The sequence below is a fragment of the Cohnella sp. GCM10020058 genome (assembly GCF_042683485.1).
GTDB lineage: Bacteria > Bacillota > Bacilli > Paenibacillales > Paenibacillaceae > Cohnella.
Map to the genome: position 1 here is coordinate 489,356 of NZ_JBHUJV010000004.1, position 17,858 is coordinate 507,213.

The following is a 17,858-nucleotide window of genomic DNA, read 5'->3' on the forward strand; positions in this document are numbered from 1 at the left end:
CAAACTTTAGCGGCATTTCATGCCGTTAAGGCGGACTGTGGCCAATGTATGTAGGCGTTAGCGGCATTTCATGCCGCTAAAATTACACGGGACGGCGAGCTGCGAGCGTTAGCGGTATTTCATGCCGCTAAGGGCGGCGGAGGCCAAGTGTAGATAAGCGCTAGCGGCATTTGATGCCGCTAAGCTTCAAAGCGCATCGCTTGCGCATAAACGCATAGTTAGCGAAGGTCCGCTCTCGCTACAGTACCTTCGACTTTGCCGAGCGATCCCCCGGCGGCCCCCCGGCTCCGCCGGAAGACTCGCCCGCGATCTCCAGCATGCGCAGCACATCGAGCTCCCCAGCTCCCTGGGGAGCTTTGTCGTATCCGAGCGGCTTGGCAGATCGGCGCAGGATATCCTTGATCCGGCCCGGGGACAGCCCCGGCCGGAGCGCCAGCAGCAGCGCAACCGCGCCGGTCACGTGCGAGGTCGCCATCGACGTGCCGCTCATGACGCGGCGGCGGCCGTTCGGCCAGGCGGATTCCACCTTTGCGCCCGGGGCGTAGATGTCGATGGCGGCGCTGCGGTTCGTGAAGCGCGCGATCCGTCCGCGCCGGTCGAGCGCGCCGACGGCGACGGTGTGCCCGAAGCCGGCCGGATAGTCGATCCGGCCTTTCCTGCCGTCGTTGCCCGACGAGGCGACGATCAGCACGCCGGCCCTGTACGCGCTCTCCACCGCCTTCAGCAGCGCTTCGCTCCGGTTCGGCATGCCGAAGCTCATGTTGACGATGTCCATGCCGTGGTGGACGCACCACTCGATGCCGAGGATGATGTCGGATACGTAAGCGGAACCGTCGGTGTCGAACGCTTTCACGGGGTAAATCTCTGTCCGCGGCGCGACGCCGATCATGCCGCGCGAAGCATTCGCGGCTGAGATCGTCCCCGCGATGTGGGTGCCGTGCCCGTTGTCGTCATGCGGCAGCGAGGCCCGCTGCAGGAGATTGATGCCGCGGCTTAAGGCGTGGCGAAGGTCGGGATGGCTGAAGTCGACGCCGGTGTCGATTACGCCGACCTTTACCCTTTGTCCTGTCGTACGGCTCCAGGCCTGCGGTGCGCGGATGCGCCGCACGCCCCAGGGAATGTCCATCTTGCTGTCCGTCTGAACGAACGGCCTCGGCAGCGCGCGGCTAATCTTGACGCTGCGGTCTTCCTCCAACACACAGCCGTAACTCAGCAGGGGCGTAAGAGCGGCGGCGCGCAGCGGCAGGCTGAAGCCGCCGATGACCCGGATCGGACGAGCGGCGCGCAGCGCCTTACCGCGAGACCGCCTTGCGGCCAGCTTGGCGAGAAACCTGCGGCCGTCCTCGTGGCTCGCGAAACGTACGATCGTTTTGGCGCCATGCTCTCCGCCGCCGGCGAGCAGGCGGCGGAGGAGGCGAAGGAGAGCGCTCGAGTCCATGTGCTGGTCTCCTTCCCGGCTTAGATTCCCCATACTATGTGTACCGGCGGAGCAAAGCTTGGGAGTATGGCCCGGAACCGTTTAAATTGGGCGACAGGCGGTGTCATTTCGAATCCCGGCACATAGTATGAAGTGGGAGTTTCCCCGGAGAGACTCTCGCACCCATGTAGGTTCCTCCTCCCGAGGAGCGCGGAAGGGTACAGTCGGTTAAGCGAAGGCGCGGCTCCGAGGCGCCTTCGCTTAATGGCGTCTGCGTCGCGGAGGACAAGCCCGGATCGCGGAAACTTTCATCTGACGCTTCGTTCCTGCGGAAAACGACGAATAAAAGCATATAAGGGCGATCCGTGCGAAGCCTTCTGCACAGGCCGTTGTACTTGCATTTTAACGGCAAATGCGGTTAACTAAAGGTTGACGCCCGAGGGGTATAAGAACGTTTAACATACAGAGAGGATGGGGACATAGAGCGTGAGCGCTGATTACGTCCTGAAGTTCGACGCCGAGAAGATCCGGGAAATGCCGATGGTCGACCTGGCCTTCCAGGTGCTTAAGGCGGCCAATACGCCGTTCTATTACCGGGATCTCATGATGGAGATCGCCAAGCTGCGGGGATTCTCTCCCGAGCAGATCAATGAATTTATCGCGCAGGTGTATACAGAGATTAATATCGACGGCCGCTTCGCATGCGTCGGCGGGAATGTCTGGGGCCTGAAGCGCTGGTATCCGGTCGACCGCTCCGACGATCCGGTGACGGGCGGCGCGAAGCGTCCGCGCATCATCAACGACGACGACGATCTCGACGACGAGGATCTATACGGCGAGGACGAGGAAGAGACCTTCACGGAGGCGGAAGAAGGCGGCTTTGATCTGTTCGACGAAGACCGCGAGGAGATCTTCGAAGAAGGCGAAGAAGCGGGCGAGTCCGAAGAAGAAGTCGCAATCGACGAGGAGTCCGAGGAAGAGGAAGGCATCGAAGGCGAAGTCGACGAGGAAGACGGCTTCGACGAGGATGAGGACGAGGAAGACGCAGAAGAAGAGGACGACGAAGAAGAACGTTAATTCCTGCCGTGCGGGACGCCGAATCGGCGTCCCTTTCCGCGACCGGCTGCGGCGAGCGCACGGCTTGGTTCGGGTCTTTTTCCAGGCGTTTCGAGGCTCGATCTGCCGTGATCGCGGCGGGCTCCGGAGGCTTGACACCACTGTAGTCAGCGGGTAAACTTATGCTTGGGCTTTTCAAGCAGGCATTTCAATAGCGTTATTTTTAAAAGTGCCCCCATTTAATTGGGTGTCACTTTTTTTGTTTTTTTGGAGACCATTAACATGATGCCAGGGGCACATGCAGGAGGTATGACAGAGGGTGACCAAATATATATTCGTGACGGGCGGCGTCGTTTCCTCGCTCGGCAAGGGAATCACGGCGGCGTCGCTGGGGCGTCTGCTCAAGAATCGCGGCCTGAAGGTAACGATCCAGAAGTTCGACCCGTACATTAACGTTGACCCGGGCACGATGAGCCCGTATCAGCACGGAGAGGTGTTCGTTACCGACGACGGCGCGGAGACAGACCTCGACCTCGGCCACTACGAACGCTTTATCGACATCAATCTTTCTAAAAACAGCAACGTTACGACAGGCAAAATCTACTCCACCGTCATCAGCAAAGAGCGCCGCGGCGAGTATCTGGGCGGTACGGTGCAGGTCATCCCCCATATTACCAACGAGATCAAGGACCGCGTGTTCCGTGCCGGACGCGAGACCGGCTCCGACGTCGTCATCACCGAGATCGGCGGAACGGTCGGCGATATCGAGAGTCTCCCGTTCCTTGAAGCGATCCGCCAGATCAAGAGCGACATCGGCCGCGACAATGTCATGTACATCCACGTGACGCTGATTCCTTATATCAAAGCTGCCGGCGAGGTGAAGACCAAGCCGACCCAACATAGCGTCAAGGAGCTGCGCAGCATCGGCATCCAGCCGAACGTCATCGTCTGCCGTACGGAGCATCCGCTGGCCGAAGACCTCAAGCGCAAGATCGCGCTGTTCTGCGATATCGACGCGAATGCGGTCATCGAGTGCCGCGACGCTTCGACGCTGTACGAGGTGCCGCTCATGCTGCAGGAGCAAGGTCTCGACGACTATGTCGTGAACCATCTCAAGCTTGGCGGAGCGGACAAGCCGGATATGGACGAGTGGATCGAGCTTGTGAACCGTGTTAAGTCGCTGAAGCGTACGACGGAGATCGCGATCGTGGGCAAGTATGTCGCGCTGCACGACGCTTATCTGAGTATCGTCGAATCGCTCGCGCATGCGGGCATCGATGCGGACGCCGAAGTGAACATCCGCTGGGTGAATGCCGAGGAAGTTACGCCTGCCAATGTAGAGCAGCTGCTGGGCGGCGTCGGCGGGATCCTCGTGCCGGGCGGCTTTGGCGATCGGGGCATCGAGGGCAAGATCACGGCGATCCGGTATGCGCGCGAAAATAAGGTGCCTTTCTTCGGCATTTGCCTCGGCATGCAGGTGGCCGTCATCGAGTTTGCACGTAGCATGGCCGGTCTGGACGGCGCGCACAGCTCCGAGTTCCATTCGGCTACGCCGTATCCGGTCATCGACCTGCTGCCGGACCAGAAGGATATCGAAGACATGGGCGGCACGCTGCGTCTCGGTCTCTATCCTTGCAAGATTGTGCCGGGCACGCTCGCGGCCGAATGCTACGGCGAAGAACTTATTTACGAGCGCCATCGTCACCGTTACGAGTTCAACAACGAGTACCGCGATCTCATCGAGTCGACGGGTCTCAAGATCAGCGGCGCGTCTCCGGACGGCAGACTGGTGGAGATGGTCGAGCTGCCGGGTCATCCCTGGTTCCTGGCCGTGCAGTTCCATCCGGAGTTCATCTCGCGTCCGAACCGTCCGCAGCCGCTTTTCCGCGAATTCGTCAAGGCGGCGCTGGTCGGCGCAGAATCTTGATTATTTCAACATAGGTATTCCAGCTTCGGCAAAAGCCGGAGCTTTTTTTTGCAATTGCCAGAAGTTAGGAAGGAATTCCCGGTCGAGGCGCGAATACGGGAAGAAGGAACCAACAGGAAGAGGAGGATCATGAGGTGGCCAAGAAGAGATTGCTAATTGTGGACGATCAGATCGGCATTCGGATCTTGCTGCTAGAGGTATTCAGCGTCGAAGGTTACGAGACTTTCCAGGCGGCGAACGGACGCGCGGCGCTGGAGATCGTACGTACGCATACCCCGGATCTTGTTCTGCTGGACATGAAGATTCCCGGCATGGACGGGCTTGAGATTTTGAAAAAGATCAAGGAAATGAACCGGGACGTCAAGGTCATCATGATGACGGCCTATGGCGAGCTGGACATGATCAAGGAAGCCACCGATCTGGGAGCGTTGATGCATTTTACGAAGCCGTTCGATATCGACGAGCTGCGGGTAGCCGTCAATATGCAGCTTGTGGAGGAAGGCCCGTCGCCGAGGTTCGCCGCAGGTACCTGAGGACGGCTTGGAATATCAGGTTCCGAAACCGCCGGAGACGTCCGGCGGTTTTTGATTTTCGAGCCCCGGAGCGGGCGATTTGGAGGACTTAGGCATTTTACAATCCTTCTTTCATTTGTGATATAATAACGTCGCATGCAAGTCGGGCAATAAGACAGCACACGACTTATTCAGAGCGCAGGAGGAATCACAATGCCACTCGTATCAATGAACGAATTCCTTCCCAAGGCGAAGGCGAACAAGTTCGCGGTAGGCCAATTCAACATGAACAATCTTGAATTCGCCCAAGCGATCACCGAAGCCGCCATGGAAGAAAAATCCCCCTTTATCTTCGGCGTCAGCGAAGGCGCATTGAAGTACATGGGCATCGAGTACACGGTTGCCATCGCGGAGGCGGCAGCGAAGAAATCCGGCCTTCCGATCGCCTTGCACCTCGACCACGGCAGCACCTTCGACATCGCCATGAAGTGTATCCGCGCGGGTTTCTCCTCCGTCATGTTCGACGGCTCGCACCATCCGTATGAAGAGAACATCAAGCTGACCAAGGAGATCGTCAAAGCTGCTCATGCGATGGGCGTTTCCGTCGAAGGCGAGCTGGGCACGATCGGCGGCGTCGAGGACGACCTGAGCGTGGACGAGGCCGACGCTTCGCTGGCCAAGCCTGAAGAAGCGATCCGTTTCTACGAAGAGACCGGCGTCGATGCGCTGGCTATTGCGGTAGGTACGGCTCACGGCATGTACAAGGGCGAAGTCAAGATTCACTATGATATCATTGAAGCAGTCGTCGCCAAGATTCCTGTGCCGATCGTTCTGCACGGCGGCTCCGGCGTACCAGACGACATGATCCGCAAGGCGATCCAAGCGGGCGCCGGCAAGATCAACGTCAACACGGAAAACCAAGTGGCTTGCACCGCAGCGATCCGCGAAGTGCTCGGCAAGGATGCCAACGTCATCGATCCCCGCAAGTATCTGACGCCTGCGCGCAACGCGATGAAGGCCGTCGTTCAAGAGAAGATCCGTCTTTTCGGCAGCAGCAACCAAGCCTAAGCGAAGATCGTCGCCGCAATCCGTCCCCGCCGCACCGCGGCTTGTCCGCAACCGGTGACCCGTACGGACGGCGGCTTCTGTCTTACGTACGGACAAGACGCCTCGCCGGGCGTCTTTCCTTTCCTTCATCGAACGCGGTCGCCAAGCGCCCCCGGAGTAGATGAAGCATCTACTAGGAGGACCATGCATTCATGGAAAAACTGATGATACGCGGGGGACGTCCGCTTCGCGGAACGGTCTCCATCAGCGGTGCCAAGAACAGCGCGATCGCGCTGCTCCCTGCCGCCATTCTCGCCGAATCCGAGGTCAGGCTCGACAACCTGCCTCATATCAGCGACGTCGAGATTTATAAAGAACTGCTACAGGAACTGGGCTGCCGGGTCTCATGGCAAGAGGAAACCTTATCCATTGATCCTACAGGCATTCAATCGATTCCCATGCCTAACGGCCGGGTCAAGCTATTAAGAGCTTCTTATTACTTAATGGGCGCTCTGCTCGGACGCTTCGGCGAAGCCACCATCGGACTGCCGGGCGGCTGCAACTTCGAGCCGAGACCGATCGACCAGCACATCAAGGGCTTCGAAGCCCTGGGCGCAATCGTAACCAACGAACATGGAGCTATCCGCATCAAAGCTAACGAATTACGCGGAGCTAGAATATATATGGACGTCGTCAGCGTAGGCGCCACGATTAATATTATGCTGGCAGCGGCCAGGGCGAAGGGCTCCACGATCATCGAAAATGCCGCGAAGGAACCTGAGATCATCGACGTGGCCACGCTGCTCAATTCTATGGGCGCCAAGATCAAGGGTGCGGGCACCGAGACGATCCGCATCGAAGGCGTAGAACGCATGCACGGCTGCAGACACTCCATCATTCCCGACCGCATCCAGGCCGGCACTTATATGATCATGGCCGCCGCGACGCGCGGCGACGTTCTCATCGATAACATCATTCCCAAGCACATGGAAGCACTCACCGCCAAACTTCAAGAAATGGGCGTTCACGTCTACGAGATGGACGAATCCATCCGGGTCGTCGGCCAGCAAGACTACGAGGCAGTCGACGTCAAGGCGCTCGTCTATCCAGGGTTTGCCACGGATCTCCAGTCGCCGATGACGAGCCTGCTTACCCAGACGACCGGCGTCAGCATTTTGTCCGATTACGTGTACAGCAACCGGTTCAAGCATGTCCCCGAGCTTGCGCGGATGGGCGCTCAGATCCGCGTCGAAGGCCGTTCGGCAATCGTCGAAGGCAGCAAGCTTAACGCCGCTAAGGTTCGGGCATCCGACCTGCGCGCGGGAGCTGCGCTTGTCGTGGCTGCGCTGACCGTCGAAGAAGGGGTGACGGAGATCACCGGTCTGGAATATATCGACCGCGGTTACGAGAGACTCGAAGAGCATTTGCGAGGCCTCGGCGCGGACGTATGGCGCGAAGCTTGAGCGGCGACAGCCGCTCTGGCGTTCCGCACATCCTAATATGAAGTGGGGATTGTATTGACGGATTTTAAAATGTCCGATCTTGAAGGCCTCGGCCTGACCCAGCTCTACAAGCTGGCAAAGGACCTTCAGATCGCTGGCTACAGCCAGATGATTAAAAAGGAGCTCATGATCGCCATCCTGCGCGCGCAGGCCGAACGCGGCGGACACATGTTTCTCGAAGGCGTGCTGGAAGTTTTGCCCGAAGGCTACGGCTTTCTTCGCCCGATCAATTATTTGCCCAGCGCGGAGGACATTTATATCTCCGCTTCCCAGATCCGCAAGTTCGACTTGCGAACCGGCGATCTCGTCTCCGGCAAGTGCCGGACGCCCAAGGAAAACGAGCGTTACTTCGGCTTGCTGCAGGTCAACCTCGTCAACGGCGACACGCCGGAAGTGGCCGCGGAGCGCCTGCATTTTCCTGCACTCACACCTCTGTTCCCGGATCAAAAGCTCGTGCTCGAGTCGTCGCCCCATCGCTTGTCCACCCGCATCATGGATCTCCTGGCCCCGGTCGGACTCGGCCAGCGCGGTCTCATCGTCGCTCCTCCCAAGGCAGGCAAGACGCTCCTCCTCAAGGAAATCGCCAACAGCATCTCGATCAATCGTCCGGATATCTACCTGTTCGTCCTATTGATCGACGAACGTCCGGAAGAAGTGACTGACATGCAGCGTTCGGTCAAAGGAGAAGTCGTCGCCTCGACCTTCGACGAAGTGCCCGAACACCATATTAAGGTAGCGGAGCTCGTGCTCGAGCGCGCGCGACGTCTGGTCGAGCAGAAACGCGACGTCGTTATTTTGCTGGACAGCATCACCCGCCTTGCCCGTGCTTACAATCTTGTCGTGCCGCCTTCCGGCCGTACGCTGTCGGGCGGCGTGGATCCAGCTGCGTTTCACCGTCCGAAGCGGTTTTTCGGCGCGGCGCGCAACATCGAAGAGGGCGGCAGCCTGACCATCCTGGCGACCGCGCTCGTCGAGACGGGGTCCCGAATGGACGACGTTATCTATGAAGAGTTCAAGGGCACGGGCAATATGGAGCTGCATCTTGACCGCAAGCTCGCCGAACGCCGGATTTTCCCGGCGCTCGACATCCGCCGTTCCGGCACGCGCCGCGAGGAGATGCTTCTCTCCAAGGAAGAGCTCGATAAGGTATGGACGCTGCGCAAGAGCATGAACGACTCGATCGAGTTCGTGGACCAATTCCTGCGCAAGCTGGGCGGCACGAAGACCAACGTGGAGTTTCTGGCCGTGCTGGACAGCGCGACGAATGCACCGGGCCGCGGTCCGCTGCGTCCGGGACAGACCGGAGGCACGACAACTTCCGGCGCTTCCGGCAGCGCAGCTTCGAGCGGTTCGCCGGCTAGCGGCAGCTCCGCCTCCGCTAGCTCTTCCTCCGGAAGTGCGGCTTCCGGCGGCGTTTCTGGAACCGGGGCGGGCTACGGCTCGGCTTCGTCCGGATCGACCGGCGGTTCGCGTTATTCCGGGGCCTCAGGCTCCCGGCCGCTGTCGCAGTCCCGTCCGGGCAGCTATAATGCCGGGCCGCGCGGCGGCAGCTATTCAAGCAGCCGTCCGACCTACTCGAACGGTACGTCCTCTTATGGTGGGCGTCCTAACGCCACTTCGCCGTCCGCGGGCGGCGGTTCACCGGCATCGCAGATGCCGTCTTCGGCTGCGGGATCGTCGTCGACGGGCGCAGGGGCCGGGAACCCGCCAAGCGCAGCCTCGGGAACGGGGAACGGTACGCCGATCGCGCCTTCGGCTGCGACGACCCCGAACGTTGGGAACGCGAGCGCAGGCACGTCCTCGACGACGGGCGGCGGCGTGCCACCGGCGGGAGCGGCGCCTCGTACGAGCGCGTCGTCCAGAACGGGCGGCACGACTTCATCTTCGTCGCCGTCGGCATCTTCGGCGGCGAGATCTTCAGCACGCCCGGCCGCTTCTTCACCGGGAGCGGCAGCTCGTACTTCGAGGCCGGCGTCCGGCATCACCTCCGCGGCATCCAGCCGGCCGTCATCAAGCGGCGCCGGCGCCGCATCGGGGGCTGCGCGGTCCAACGCGGCTGCTGCGCCGACGGGATCGACACCGGCCGCGGCAACGCAGGCATCGACGGCTCCGGTTGCTAACGGAGCAACGCCGCCGGCAGCAGTTGCGCCGACGGCCCCGGCCGCCGCGCCAAGCGCAGCGACGTCGGCGGCCTCTGCCCCGGCCGCCGCGCCAAGCGCAGCGACGCCGGCAGCCTCTGCCCCGGCCGCCGCACCAAGCGCAGCGACGCCGGCAGCCTCTGCCCCGGCCGCCGCACCAAGCGCAGCAACGCCGGCGGCCTCTGCCCCGGCTGCTACGCCAAGCGCAGCGGCGCCTGAGGCGCCGGCAACCGGCGGCGACACGCCGGCTCCCGCGAAGCGCACGCGCGCTGCGTCTTCGACGCCGCGCGGCACCACCCGCAGCAGCCGCGCTGCCAAAGCGGGGGCCGAAGACGCGCCTGCCGCGCAGGCGCCAGAGTCGGCCGCCGCTCCGCAGGCGGCAGAGCCGACTGCAGCTACGCCAGCCGCGGCCAAGCCGCGCACGCGCGCTTCCGCCGCGGGCACCAAGACAAGCGCCCGCGCCGCCAAGGCGGCGGACAGCGCCGCGAGCGATACGCCCGCGACGCCTGCTCCAGCCGCGCCTGCTGCGCCCGCAGACGCCGAAGCACCTGCAGCCAAGGCGCCTCGCCAGCGGCGCACGACCAAGAACAACCCGGCGAGCGAATAAGTCCGCCCAAGCGATACAGGACGCGCCCGGCATCGTCCGGGCGCGTCCAAGTCACGAAAGGAGCTATACGCCATGTACCTGGTTTACGCCGACGAGCACGGCAATGTATACGATCACGATAAACTTCATGCCGTTGCGCGGAGCGGCGACAGGCTGGTCGAGCTGCTTGAAGACGAACTGATTCCGCTTCCCGCCGGCGCTACGCTGGTCGGCTTGCCGCACACGCGCGCGGTGGGGATGAATCCTAAGACCGGCGAGATGAAGGCGCTGCCCGCAGGCAGCCAGGCGGTCGGCGCTTTGCTGCCGCAGGGCTTCACCCGATTTTATGTCCCGGGCTACACCAAGACGGACAAGACGCAGATGTTTCCCTTGTTCGGATACACGGCGGTTGTATGGAAGGATGGCGAGTTTTACGTGGCGGCTGCCGCCACGGACGATCCCGAACCTTGGAATCCTGACAATTGCGACCGCAAGGAGCTTCAGGTCGAGGTGGACAGGCTGCTCGCCGCCTACCCGGACAATCGGCTTTACCAGCACTTGTCCCATTGCGCACTCGGTTACGAATGCCTGACGTCGTCCAATACGTTCCTCCAGCGCCTTGAGGGAGCCGTGCCGGTATCGTTCGCCTGCAACGCAGGCTGCTTCGGCTGCATCTCCGAACAGCCCGACGACAGCGGCTTCGTGTCTCCGCAGACGCGTCTTAAGTTCAAGCCGACGACAGACGAAGTGGTCGATATTATGCTCGAGCATCTGAAAAAGCCCGATACGATCATCAGCTTCGGTCAAGGCTGCGAGGGCGAGCCTTCGACGCAGGCCAAGACGATCATCGAAGCGATCAAAAAAGTGCGCGAGCGCACGTCAAACGGCTATATCAACATCAACACGAATGCCGGTCTCAGCGACCATCTGCGCGCGATCACCGATGCGGGACTCGATCTGATGCGCGTCAGCACGATCAGTGCGATCGACGAGCATTACAACGCTTACTACAAGCCCCGGGGCTACACGCTCGCCAACGTAGAAAAGACGATGAAGTATGCGGAAAGCCAAGGCGTCTACACCTCGATCAACTACTTGATATTCCCGGGCGTCACGGACCGCGAAGAAGAGATCGAGGCCATGATCGAGTTCGCGCGCCGGACCAAGCTCAAGCTTATCCAGATGCGCAACCTGAACATCGATCCCGACGCCTACCTGAACCTTATTCCGAAGGCAAAGGGTGAGATTTACGGCATGAAGACGCTGCTCGAGATCTTCCGAGAAGAGCTGCCGGGCGTCGTTATCGGCTCCTATACGCATATCCCGCCATCGCGGAAGAACCGGGTCGCCGCACGCGTCTGACCATCGTATTCGATTCCCATTGCGGGGCGCTCGCATCGGTGATATAATGTGCAGGTATGTCCATTAACTCTGGAGCCGCATGTGTTCCAGGGCAGAAGAGGTGAATTCTAAGATGAAAGAAGCCATCCACCCGAAGTACTCCGTCACGACGGCTACGTGCGCTTGCGGCAACACGTTTGAGACCGGTTCGGTTCGCCCGAACATCAAGGTTGAAATCTGCTCCGCGTGCCATCCGTTCTTCACCGGCAAGCAGAAGTTCCTGGACGCCGGCGGCCGGATCGACAAGTTCAAGAAGAAGTACGGCATCTAATTCAAGCCGTATAACCACGAATAGAGCGCAGTCTCCCTCCGCATCCTAACGGATACGAAGGGAGGTTTTTTTATGATTAAGCCAACGGGGATCCGCCTTAATATGCTGCTGGCTGCCGCGCTCCTCGCGGCCGCGCTTCCGATCGCCGGCTGCGGCGTTTCGGGCGGCTCGAACAGCAGCTCCATCAAACAGCAAAGCTACGCAGACGACGGCTTGCTCGGGAGGACCAGCAGCTACCCGCGCATTCCGGGACGCCACATGGCGCTCAACTACGACAACGACTACAAGATGATGTCGACGACAATCCAAAACCTGAACGGCGTTGCAGGTTCGCAGGTCACCTTCAACGGCGCCGATGCTTACGTGACCGTCAAGCTGAAGCCGGGCCTTGATGCGCAGCAGCGGCAAACGGTGGAGAGCCAGGCGACGACCGTGCTTCGTTTCAATTTTCCGAGATACAACATTCACGTTAGCACGGTCGGCGGCCGCTAATATCGGCATTCGTGGGCCAGGGAACGATTCCCGCGAAATGTTATGCCGGAGTTAGTTGCGCCTGACGACGATATTCGTTATACTAGGTCATGCCGTGCTAGATGGGGAGGTAGCGGTGCCCTGTCACTCGCAATCCGCTATAGCGAGATCGAATTCCTGTTTGAGGTCATGCCACGCAGTTCCGGCTTCGTCCCGGCGCGTTGATCGCAGGGTCCTTCGCGAGGGACGCCCATGAACCCGGTCAGGTCCGGAAGGAAGCAGCCGTAAGTGGTCACGTTCTTGTGCTGAAGGGTAGCCTTTCGGGAGCGTACGAACGAAGTACGGCTGGATGGTATCGATCGAGGGCAGGTGCACGGTTCTTCATTTGATGACGATAATCATATCTCAATATCAACACACCTCAGCGTAGACAGAGCTGCGTCGAGGTGTGTTTTTTTATTTTCTGCGTAAGCGTATTCCAACGCGAGAGGGCGGGCGGCGCGAGCGGTCAAGGTGTCAGAGTGGAGGGGAAGCATGGGGGACAAAGGGCAGCAGGGAGCAGTGAGGGCTGTCGCACAGTGGCGGGGAGATTCCCGCGCGCGCCGGGATCACTTCGTGCGATTGTTCGCGAATCGGATGCTGGCTGACGAATGGACGGGCGTCTTGCTCGTCGATGCCGATTTTCGGATCGTCGAGGCGAATCCGATGGCGGGCGACATATTCGGCGGAGACCGGTCCGCGTGGTCCGGGCAGCCGGCGGACGTTTGGGCCGAAACGCTGGGGTTGCCGCTGCCCTTCGGCCGGTCCCTTCTACAGGGAGAAGCTTTTCGCAACCGCAGGCTGGCATGGACCAAAGAAGGGGCGTCCCGGGAAGTCGTCGTCGACGGGGACGCGCTGGTCTCCGGCGGAGAGGTGATCGGAGCCTATCTGCTTTTTCACGACGTCACGCCCTGGATGATGCTCGAGGAGCAGGTGCGCCGTTCGGACCGGCTCAAGATGATCGGACAAGTCGCGGCGGGGACCGCGCACGAGATTCGCAATCCGCTCACGGCGATCAAGGGCTTCGTCCAATTGATGAAAAAGTCCTTCGACGAGCACCGGATGACCAAGGAGCAGGAGTATGCGCATATCGTGCTGTCCGAGCTGGATCGCGTGCAGGAGCTGGTAGGCGAATTTTTGCTGCTCAGCAAGTCAAAGGAGACCAAGCTTTCGTCGATGCGACTCGGCTATGTGATGCGCGAGATGATGCCGATGCTTCGCAATGAAGCCACCCTCCACGACATCGTCCTTTTGTATGAGACCAAGCCAGATCTGCCGCCTGTGCTCGCGGACAAGGAGATGCTCAAGCAGGTCATTCTCAATTTAGGAAAAAATGCGATCGAGGCCATGGGAAAGGGCGGCCGTCTGCTCATTCGCGAGCGGCACGGCAGTCCCGCGATTCCCGGTTTCGTCGCCATCGAGGTGTGCGATTCGGGGCCTGGCATTCCCAAAGCTGCGTTAGACCGCATATTCGACCCCTTTTATACGACAAAAGAAAGCGGGACGGGACTCGGGTTGTCCATTTGCCAACGGATCGTTCACGATTTGGGCGGGAGGATCGCGGTCTCTTCCTCGGAAGCCGGCACGGTGTTCACCGTTCTGATCCCTTGCGCCGCTTCCGGTACCGGCAACCATGCATCCGGCGGTGGAGCGTTTCCCCGCGATGATGTATAATAAATAGCAATACACCACAGGCAGGAGCGACTTGGAATGGCCCATATGGCATTGTACCGTGCCTGGCGTCCCCAGACGTTCAAGGACATGGTCGGGCAGCAACATATCGTCCAGACGCTGCAGAACGCCATCCGGGAAGACCGGCTGTCTCATGCTTATCTTTTCAGCGGTCCGAGGGGAACCGGCAAGACGACGGCGGCCAAGGTTCTGGCCAAAGCCGTCAACTGCGAGCGCGGCCCCGCGACGGAGCCTTGCAACGAATGCGACGCCTGCCGGCGGATTACGTCCGGCGCAGTGATGGACGTCGTCGAGATCGACGCCGCCTCCAATCGGGGCGTCGAGGAGATTCGCGACATCCGCGACAAAGTAAAGTATGCGCCGACAGAAGTTCGGCGCAAAGTGTATATTATCGACGAAGTGCACATGCTGACGACAGAGGCCTTTAACGCTCTGCTCAAGACGCTCGAGGAGCCGCCGGCGCACGTGATGTTCATTCTGGCGACGACCGAATCGCATCGGCTGCCTGCGACGATCATCTCGCGGTGTCAGCGCTTCGAGTTCCGCCGCGTGCCGCTGTCGGAGCAGGTCGAGCGGTTGCGCGAGATTTGCGGCGAGGAAGGCATTGCGGCCGAACCGGATGCGTTGGGCTATATTGCCAGGCTGTCCGATGGCGGGATGCGCGACGCGGTCAGCCTGCTTGATCAGATCGCTTCGTTCACGGGCGGGGAGGTCACGCTTCAGGGCGCCGTCGACGCGACGGGCGGACTGCCGGCCGATCAGTTCGTGCGCATGGCGACAGCAATCAGGGATCAGGATGCCGCTGCGGAGCTTCGCGAGATCGACGAGATGATGCAGGCCGGCAAGAGCGCGGACAAGTGTCTTGAGCAGCTGATGCATTATTTCCGCGATATGCTGCTGGCGCAGCTGGCTCCGGATGCCGAGGGGGCGACGGGCCGTGCCGGGGATCCGGCGGCGCTTGCGCAGGCGGCATCCGGATTCAGCCGGGAGCGGCTGTTCGCCGTCATCGACCATCTGAACCGCTATCAGACGGAGATGAAGTACGCGGCGCATCCGCAGACGATGTTCGAGATCGCGCTGCTCAAGCTTTGCTCGGACGGCGGCGCGACGGCCGCCGGCGGACAAGCAGGGGCCGGTGCGGCCCCTGTCGCCGCCGCTGGCGCAGACCTGCAGCGCCTTCAGCAGCAGGTTGCCGGCCTCGAGCGCAAGCTCGCGGAGCTGGCGCGCACAGGCGTGCCGGCCGGGGCCGCAGGTACCGGCGGTCCTGGCGACGCCGGCGGCAACCGCGTCGGGGGCGCCGGCTCGGCTCGCGGCTCCGCAGGGGCTGCCGCGGCATCGGGCGGAGCGGCCAAGGCGCCGCTCCGCGCGCGCGTCAAGGTCGACCCGTTCCTTGCGGTCAAGGGTTCGCCGGACGTGCTGCAGGCGCTCGGCAAGTGGCCACAGGCCATGCAGCGGGTCAAGGAAGAGCGCGTGACCGTGCATGCCTGGCTGGTCGACGGAGAACCGGTATCTTATGCGGACGACACGGTGCTCGTCGCTTTCCGCAACTCGATCCACCGCGAGACGACGGAGAAGCCTGCCAACCGGCAGGTGATCGAAGGCGTGCTTAGCGCGGTGCTCGGCAAACCTACCCAACTTGCTACGCTTCTTCAAAAGGAATGGCAGGAAGCGTTAGCCTCCGCGGACGCCTCTGGAGCCGGCAGGGAAGAACCCGAAGTGCTGCAGCTCGTGCCGGACGACGGTGCAGGGCCGCAGAGCGAGCCTTTGATCGACGAGGCGCTTCGGCTTTTCGGAGAAGAATTGGTTGTCATTAGAGAAGACTGAGGAGGAATATAAGATGAACAACATGAACCAAATGATGAAGCAAGTGAAGAAGATGCAGGAGCAAATGCTGAAGGCCCAAGAGGCGCTAGGCGACAAGACGATCGATGGAACGGCCGGCGGCGGTGTCGTGACGGTGTCCATGAATGGCCACAAGAAGCTGCTGAACGTGACGATCAAGCCTGAGGCCGTGGATCCCGAAGACGTCGAGATGCTGCAGGATCTGGTGCTGACCGCCGTTAACGACGCCCTGACCAAGGCGGATGAGTTGGCGAATGCGGACATGGGCAAGTATACGGGCGGAATGAAGATTCCGGGCTTGTTCTAAACGAGGGGCCTGATACTTGTTCTATCCTGAACCGATCGCCAAGCTGATCGAGTCCTTCTCCCGCCTGCCGGGCATCGGTCCCAAGACGGCGGCCCGGCTTGCGTTCCACGTGCTTCGGATGAAGGAAGAGGATACGATCGATTTTGCGAAGGCGCTGGTCAGCGTCAAGCGCAATCTGACTTATTGCTCGATTTGCTGCAACATAACGGATACGGACCCCTGCCGGATTTGCTCCGACAAGACGCGCGATCCTTCCGCGATCTGCGTCGTACAGGAGCCCAAGGACCTCGTTGCCATGGAGCGCACGCGCGAGTTCGGCGGCTATTACCATGTGCTTCACGGCGCGATCTCGCCGATGGATGGCGTAGGTCCCGACGATATTAGAATCAAAGAGCTCGTGCAGCGCCTTAGCGACGAACGCGTACAGGAAATGATTTTGGCGACCAATGCCAATATCGAGGGAGAAGCGACCGCGATGTACCTGTCCAGATTGGTGAAGCCTTTTGGCATCAAGGTTACGCGCATCGCGCACGGGCTTCCGGTTGGGGGAGACCTGGAGTACGCGGACGAAGTGACGCTCTCTAAGGCGCTCGAAGGGCGCCGCGAACTTTTCTGACGTCTCTATTTATCTTAAGATTCTCTATCCATACATCTAGCAGAAGAGCGCCAGAGGGCGCTTTTTCTATGCCGCCTGATTCTGAATGCCGATTCTGTGACATATAAATGGTATCGGGTTGTCCCTTGCGGGCGCTTGACCACACAGGAGAGGGAGCGGTGAGCAATGCTAAAGGGGAGACGGGAGCGGTTGGCGGCGGAGCAGCGCAAGTCCGAACGGGAACGGCTCGTGGACGAGGTTCATCTGGCCGAGGCGGAGTGGAGACAGGCGTGCGTGCGATTTGACGATGCGCTCGGAGCGGACCAAGTCGACTATGCCATCTATCTGCTTGAGGCGGCTGAGCAGAAGCTCGATATGACGCTGCGGCGCGCGCGCATGCACTGGCATGCGGACCCGACCGCGCAGTTGCCTGAGTTTAGCATGGAATCTGTTGTAGTCGGGGGCGAGGGCGCGTGAAGACGGTATGGCTCGCCGTGCTGATCGTCTCAACAGTCTCCCTGCTGCTGCTTCTATTGCGAAGGAGCGCGCCGGGAGGCTGGCTTTTGAGGTTTGGAACCCATCTGGGACTGGCGGCCTTTGCGATCTATGCGCTGAATTTTTCGGGCTGGATCAGCGGATGGCACGTGCCCTTGAATCCGGCGACGATCGGTGCAGTGACGCTGCTCGGACTGCCTGGCGTTGCGCTCGTACTCGGCCTGCAGCACATGCTCGTCATATAAATGTAAAAAAAATCGAGAAACGCATTGACGAGCTGTGCTTGGATATGTTAAATTAATTCTCGCGCCTAAGAGCGGCGGCCAAGCGGCCGTCGGAAAGAAAGCAAAATTCCAGAAATTGTGGGTTGCAACGGATTAGGCGAGTGTGATATATTATTCAAGTCGCCGCTGAGAGGCCGCCGAGAACGAGGCCGAGAGCGAAGACGAGATTGCTCCTTGAAAACTGAACATCGAGCGTTAAAACAAACGGACGCTGAAGCCTTTCGGGGTGGAAGCAAAAGTTATACCAGCATTGAATTGAGCAAGTCGAACTACCCT

Annotated in this window: 15 protein-coding genes, 1 other RNA gene and 1 pseudogene; 16 read left to right on the top strand and 1 reads right to left on the bottom strand. The window is 60.6% G+C overall.

The features are described 5' to 3' along the window. Positions 1–238 precede the first annotated feature (238 nt). On the bottom strand, positions 239–1,438 hold the full coding sequence (locus tag ACFSR7_RS08520) for a S8 family peptidase (RefSeq protein ID WP_378160516.1): 1,200 nt from the start codon (positions 1,436–1,438) through the stop codon (positions 239–241). A gap of 465 nt (positions 1,439–1,903) precedes the next feature. Here ACFSR7_RS08520 and rpoE point away from each other — a divergent pair, with 465 nt between their 5' ends. The 16 genes and pseudogenes from rpoE (at position 1,904) to ACFSR7_RS08600 (ending at position 17,543) form a co-directional block, all read left to right on the top strand. After that, positions 1,904–2,494: a DNA-directed RNA polymerase subunit delta gene (rpoE, locus tag ACFSR7_RS08525; protein WP_378160518.1), complete on the top strand. Its 591-nt coding sequence runs from the start codon at positions 1,904–1,906 to the stop codon at positions 2,492–2,494. A 298-nt stretch (positions 2,495–2,792) separates the two neighbouring features. Continuing rightward, positions 2,793–4,400, top strand: coding sequence for a CTP synthase (locus ACFSR7_RS08530; RefSeq protein WP_378160520.1), 1,608 nt, complete (start codon positions 2,793–2,795; stop codon positions 4,398–4,400). Between the two features lie 134 nt (positions 4,401–4,534). Further along, complete coding sequence (locus ACFSR7_RS08535; RefSeq protein ID WP_378160522.1) at positions 4,535–4,933, top strand: response regulator; 399 nt, start codon at positions 4,535–4,537, stop codon at positions 4,931–4,933. 192 nt (positions 4,934–5,125) lie between these two features. Then, on the top strand, positions 5,126–5,980 hold the full coding sequence (fba, locus tag ACFSR7_RS08540; protein WP_378160524.1) for a class II fructose-1,6-bisphosphate aldolase: 855 nt from the start codon (positions 5,126–5,128) through the stop codon (positions 5,978–5,980). A 191-nt stretch (positions 5,981–6,171) separates the two neighbouring features. After that, positions 6,172–7,422 carry a UDP-N-acetylglucosamine 1-carboxyvinyltransferase gene (locus tag ACFSR7_RS08545; RefSeq protein WP_378160525.1) on the top strand — a complete coding sequence of 417 codons (1,251 nt, stop codon included), beginning with the start codon at positions 6,172–6,174 and terminating at the stop codon, positions 7,420–7,422. Between the two features lie 69 nt (positions 7,423–7,491). Then, positions 7,492–8,820: pseudogene (rho, locus tag ACFSR7_RS08550) on the top strand (transcription termination factor Rho); the annotation flags it as partial. Between the two features lie 1,458 nt (positions 8,821–10,278). Then, positions 10,279–11,547: a radical SAM family protein gene (locus tag ACFSR7_RS08555; protein ID WP_378160527.1), complete on the top strand. Its 1,269-nt coding sequence runs from the start codon at positions 10,279–10,281 to the stop codon at positions 11,545–11,547. A 112-nt stretch (positions 11,548–11,659) separates the two neighbouring features. Next, positions 11,660–11,857, top strand: coding sequence for a 50S ribosomal protein L31 (gene rpmE / locus ACFSR7_RS08560; protein WP_090117667.1), 198 nt, complete (start codon positions 11,660–11,662; stop codon positions 11,855–11,857). Between the two features lie 72 nt (positions 11,858–11,929). Further along, entirely contained in the window at positions 11,930–12,349 is a 420-nt protein-coding gene (locus ACFSR7_RS08565) for a hypothetical protein (protein ID WP_378160529.1), read from the top strand. A gap of 92 nt (positions 12,350–12,441) precedes the next feature. Continuing rightward, an RNA gene (gene ffs, locus ACFSR7_RS08570) (signal recognition particle sRNA large type) lies at positions 12,442–12,705 on the top strand. Positions 12,706–12,862: 157 nt separating this feature from the next. Beyond that, complete coding sequence (locus ACFSR7_RS08575; protein ID WP_378160531.1) at positions 12,863–14,041, top strand: two-component system sensor histidine kinase NtrB; 1,179 nt, start codon at positions 12,863–12,865, stop codon at positions 14,039–14,041. Between the two features lie 36 nt (positions 14,042–14,077). Next, positions 14,078–15,883, top strand: coding sequence for a DNA polymerase III subunit gamma/tau (gene dnaX / locus ACFSR7_RS08580; protein WP_378160533.1), 1,806 nt, complete (start codon positions 14,078–14,080; stop codon positions 15,881–15,883). A 13-nt stretch (positions 15,884–15,896) separates the two neighbouring features. Further along, on the top strand, positions 15,897–16,208 hold the full coding sequence (locus ACFSR7_RS08585; RefSeq protein WP_378116509.1) for a YbaB/EbfC family nucleoid-associated protein: 312 nt from the start codon (positions 15,897–15,899) through the stop codon (positions 16,206–16,208). Positions 16,209–16,224: 16 nt separating this feature from the next. Then, complete coding sequence (gene recR, locus ACFSR7_RS08590) at positions 16,225–16,824, top strand: recombination mediator RecR (RefSeq protein WP_378160535.1); 600 nt, start codon at positions 16,225–16,227, stop codon at positions 16,822–16,824. A 165-nt stretch (positions 16,825–16,989) separates the two neighbouring features. Further along, positions 16,990–17,280, top strand: coding sequence for a DUF2508 domain-containing protein (locus ACFSR7_RS08595; protein WP_378160537.1), 291 nt, complete (start codon positions 16,990–16,992; stop codon positions 17,278–17,280). Then, a complete protein-coding gene (locus ACFSR7_RS08600; RefSeq protein ID WP_378160539.1) occupies positions 17,277–17,543 on the top strand; it encodes a pro-sigmaK processing inhibitor BofA family protein in 267 nt (88 codons plus the stop codon). Before ACFSR7_RS08595 ends, ACFSR7_RS08600 begins: the two co-directional genes overlap by 4 nt. Positions 17,544–17,858 lie beyond the last annotated feature (315 nt).

What these genes read in the sequence shown, in the direction of transcription:
- ACFSR7_RS08595 (WP_378160537.1), top strand. Translation starts at nt 16,990, where the DNA reads ATGCTAAAGGGGAGACGGGAGCGGTTGGCGGCGGAGCAGCGCAAGTCC.
- ACFSR7_RS08520 (WP_378160516.1), bottom strand. Translation starts at nt 1,438, where the DNA reads ATGGACTCGAGCGCTCTCCTTCGCCTCCTCCGCCGCCTGCTCGCCGGC.
- ACFSR7_RS08585 (WP_378116509.1), top strand. Translation starts at nt 15,897, where the DNA reads ATGAACAACATGAACCAAATGATGAAGCAAGTGAAGAAGATGCAGGAG.
- dnaX (WP_378160533.1), top strand. Translation starts at nt 14,078, where the DNA reads ATGGCCCATATGGCATTGTACCGTGCCTGGCGTCCCCAGACGTTCAAG.
- ACFSR7_RS08555 (WP_378160527.1), top strand. Translation starts at nt 10,279, where the DNA reads ATGTACCTGGTTTACGCCGACGAGCACGGCAATGTATACGATCACGAT.
- ACFSR7_RS08575 (WP_378160531.1), top strand. Translation starts at nt 12,863, where the DNA reads ATGGGGGACAAAGGGCAGCAGGGAGCAGTGAGGGCTGTCGCACAGTGG.
- ACFSR7_RS08565 (WP_378160529.1), top strand. Translation starts at nt 11,930, where the DNA reads ATGATTAAGCCAACGGGGATCCGCCTTAATATGCTGCTGGCTGCCGCG.
- rpmE (WP_090117667.1), top strand. Translation starts at nt 11,660, where the DNA reads ATGAAAGAAGCCATCCACCCGAAGTACTCCGTCACGACGGCTACGTGC.
- fba (WP_378160524.1), top strand. Translation starts at nt 5,126, where the DNA reads ATGCCACTCGTATCAATGAACGAATTCCTTCCCAAGGCGAAGGCGAAC.
- ACFSR7_RS08545 (WP_378160525.1), top strand. Translation starts at nt 6,172, where the DNA reads ATGGAAAAACTGATGATACGCGGGGGACGTCCGCTTCGCGGAACGGTC.